The sequence below is a fragment of the Dolichospermum sp. LEGE 00246 genome, from assembly GCF_015207865.1.
Lineage (GTDB): Bacteria > Cyanobacteriota > Cyanobacteriia > Cyanobacteriales > Nostocaceae > Dolichospermum > Dolichospermum heterosporum.
On the sequence record NZ_JADEWA010000574.1, the window covers coordinates 1 to 2,950 of the forward strand.

5 protein-coding genes are annotated in these 2,950 nt (G+C 33.1%); 4 read left to right on the forward strand and 1 reads right to left on the reverse strand.

What is annotated here, in order from left to right; genetic code table 11:
* The 4 genes from IQ228_RS24160 to IQ228_RS24175 form a co-directional block, all read left to right on the forward strand.
* On the forward strand, positions 1-248 hold a 248-nt coding region (locus IQ228_RS24160), incomplete at its 5' end, for a hypothetical protein (RefSeq protein WP_228044056.1).
* Positions 235-579 carry a type II toxin-antitoxin system PemK/MazF family toxin gene (locus tag IQ228_RS24165; protein WP_193964709.1) on the forward strand — a complete coding sequence of 115 codons (345 nt, stop codon included), beginning with the start codon at positions 235-237 and terminating at the stop codon, positions 577-579. The genes IQ228_RS24160 and IQ228_RS24165, both read left to right, overlap by 14 nt.
* A 140-nt stretch (positions 580-719) precedes the next feature.
* Complete coding sequence (locus IQ228_RS24170) at positions 720-1,034, forward strand: hypothetical protein (protein ID WP_193964710.1); 315 nt, start codon at positions 720-722, stop codon at positions 1,032-1,034.
* Between the two features lie 13 nt (positions 1,035-1,047).
* Positions 1,048-1,494 carry a hypothetical protein gene (locus IQ228_RS24175; protein WP_193964711.1) on the forward strand — a complete coding sequence of 149 codons (447 nt, stop codon included), beginning with the start codon at positions 1,048-1,050 and terminating at the stop codon, positions 1,492-1,494.
* Positions 1,495-1,607: 113 nt separating this feature from the next.
* Here the strand turns inward: IQ228_RS24175 and glp are convergent, their stop codons facing one another.
* Positions 1,608-2,834 carry a gephyrin-like molybdotransferase Glp gene (glp, locus tag IQ228_RS24180; RefSeq protein WP_193964712.1) on the reverse strand — a complete coding sequence of 409 codons (1,227 nt, stop codon included), beginning with the start codon at positions 2,832-2,834 and terminating at the stop codon, positions 1,608-1,610.
* Between the last annotated feature and the right edge of the window lie 116 nt (positions 2,835-2,950).

Sequence of the window (2,950 nt, forward strand, 5' to 3'; positions counted from 1 at the left end):
ATATAACCATGATATCACCACAGTTAGCAGTTGTTAAAAATGGGAAAATAGAATTAATTGATTCCTTGTCTATTCCCGAAGGAACAAAAGTGTTAATTACACCTATTATTGTAGATAATGATACGGAAAATCAAGACGATTGGGAATATTTTTCTTTGAAAAATTTGAATCTATGTTATGGAGATGATGAACCAGAATATACCCTAGAATTAATTAAAGAATATAACAAGAATTATGAAAGAATGTGATATTGTATTAACTCCTGTTCCCCAAGCAAATGGAGGAATAAAAAATCGTCCTGCGCTGATTTTAAAAGAAATGCCAAAATATCAAGACTTTTTAGTTTGTGGTATTAGTACCCAATTCAAACAATATATTGCTAATTTTGATGAAATAATTTCACCAGAAGATGAGGATTTTCAATTCAGTGGTTTAGTTAGTCAATCTGTTATTCGATTAAGCTTTTTAACCGTTATTTATAGTAACAGTATAATTGGTTCAATTGGGGCAATTTCAACGGAAAGACATCAAAGATTATTAGAAAATTTAAGCCAATATTTAGTTAAATTAACCAAGTAATTGCATACAACAATAATAGACAAGGGATTTTACCTGAGTAAAACGCAAAGATTGTAAAGTTTTGTTGCAGGATTCAACACTACTGATGTAATTATTCGATTTTATAAAGACATCCGTAGAACCGTAAACCGTTAGATATCATGGAAGTTTTACCATTACCCAATAATTGGCAAGATATTCAACCTGACGTTGTATATTCTTCAACTTATGATTTGCAAGTTTCATTTAGCGACGAACAAATAAAATTAGGTATAAGATATGATGGTAAAGGAAAGCATTTAAAGGCAATTGCGAAAGGGTTAGTACACCCACAGGGTAGTATTGGGCTTGTTGATTCTCAAGAAAAAGGATATAATTTAAAATCTAAAGTGTTAGGTAACGGTGGTGATAGACGGTTTCACGCCAAATATGTTAATGGTATATTACATTTTCCTGGTTTTGTAACACAACATTAATCCAGAATAAATTATGACTACACTTCAATTGAAAAATCACCAAATCTGGCAAGATTTAACTGAAATATTAGAAAATTTAGATCCTAATTCTCTTGTTCAAAAACATCTTGAACAATGCTGTTATACAATCAATGGTTATTGGGATGAACAGGATGAATATTATGACTCAATTAGCTTACCTCATACCATAGAAGCAGAATTAGTTAGTAGTTTTGTAGGTGTTACCCAAGATAAACGTTTTCTAAAACTCAAATTTTCTCTTATTGGTACTACTACTATTTATGCTAAAATGATCCCTCATGATCCCCATGATAAATCTTACCCATTCGGAAGTCCAATTATTCAAAATATAGGTGAGTTAGTTCTTATCTATAATGAAAATCTGGAATTTGTTGATGAAAATTGGCTTTTAGATATAGATTCTCCTCTGCTTGATAAAAGACAATTTACTAATACCTAAGATAATTGTAGGTTGGGTAGAACGAAGTGAAACCCAACAAAATATAGCTAGACTTATGAAAGTAATCTATTTTTGCACGCAGAGGCGCAGAGTTGCAGAGAGTTCATTTTATTTTATCCTATTCGCAAAACTAAGGTTTCTTCTCCTGGTAAAATTAAGGTTTTTCCCAATGGTAAAATTGCTAAAGCATTAGTTTGGGATAAGTTAATTAAGTTTCCAGAATTTAAATTACCACTTGTTTGATGAAATTCATAAATACCATCATTTAAATTTAAAGTACCCCAAATATAAGTTTCCATTTTTCCGTTAGATTTTAATTCGCAATGGGATTTTACTTTTAAAAGTTTTGCTTCCCAACCTCGATTAATTCCTGAAAGTTTTTTAATTGTCGGTTTTACAAATCGCCAAAATGTCACTAAAGCCGAAACGGGATTTCCTGGTAAACCAAAATAAAGGGAGTTGGGAAATGTGGCAAATGTGAGAGGTTTTCCTGGACGCATCTGCACAGCACGAAAATGAATTTCTGCTCCCAAAGATGCTAATATATTATCAATATAATCATAATCACCTACGGAAACTCCACCAGAAGAAAGAACTATATCCGCATGATTAATGGCATAATTTATAGTCTCTGTTAATGCAGTTGGATTATCTTTAACAATTCCTAACATTAACACTTCTGCACCCAATTCTTGCACCAAAGCAACTAAAGCATATTGGTTAGAATCTACTATTTGTCCAGGTTTTAGGGTTTGTTCTGGTGTTACTAATTCGTCACCACTTGAAAAAATTGCCACTCGCGGACGACGGAAAACACTGATTTCTGGCAATTGTGCAGCCGCTAAAATAGCAATTTCTGCTGCATTCAGGGGAATTCCTGCTGGTAAAAGTTCTTTTCCGGCTTGGTAAAAGTCTCCTTGGTGTCTAATAAATTCTTGGGGTTGCGGTGTAGCAAAAATAAAAACTTGGTTTTCCTGCAATTTAGTTTTTTCCTGCATAACTACAGTATCCGCACCTTTTGGGATTATTGCACCAGTGAAAATCCTTGCTGCTTGTCCTGGTTGAATAGTATTTTGAGGTTGATATCCTGCGGGAATCTCTTCGACAACTTCTAAAATTGTCGGATTTTCAGAAGTGGAATTTTGCACATCTTCATAACGCACTGCAAAACCATCCATTGCGGAATTATCCCAATGGGGAAAATCTAAAGAACTAATTACAGGAGTTGCTAAAATTCGGTGAAATGCTGTCAATAAATCAACAACTTCAAGATCATGTTCTTGATTTAAAGGTTGAACATGATTGAAAATAATCGTTTCTGCATCTTTAACGGATAACATAGTGGATGATTTAGTTAGTTACTGTTAGAAATTAAGATTAATTAACTTTTATTATTGAGAGGTTGTCTGAAAAGTCATGATTGCTGTATTAAATGTTTTACCCCTCCCTAACCCTC

Coding starts and splice junctions, on each gene's coding strand:
- IQ228_RS24165 (WP_193964709.1), top strand. CDS start 235: ATGAAAGAATGTGATATTGTATTAACTCCTGTTCCCCAAGCAAATGGA.
- IQ228_RS24170 (WP_193964710.1), top strand. CDS start 720: ATGGAAGTTTTACCATTACCCAATAATTGGCAAGATATTCAACCTGAC.
- IQ228_RS24175 (WP_193964711.1), top strand. CDS start 1,048: ATGACTACACTTCAATTGAAAAATCACCAAATCTGGCAAGATTTAACT.
- glp (WP_193964712.1), bottom strand. CDS start 2,834: ATGTTATCCGTTAAAGATGCAGAAACGATTATTTTCAATCATGTTCAA.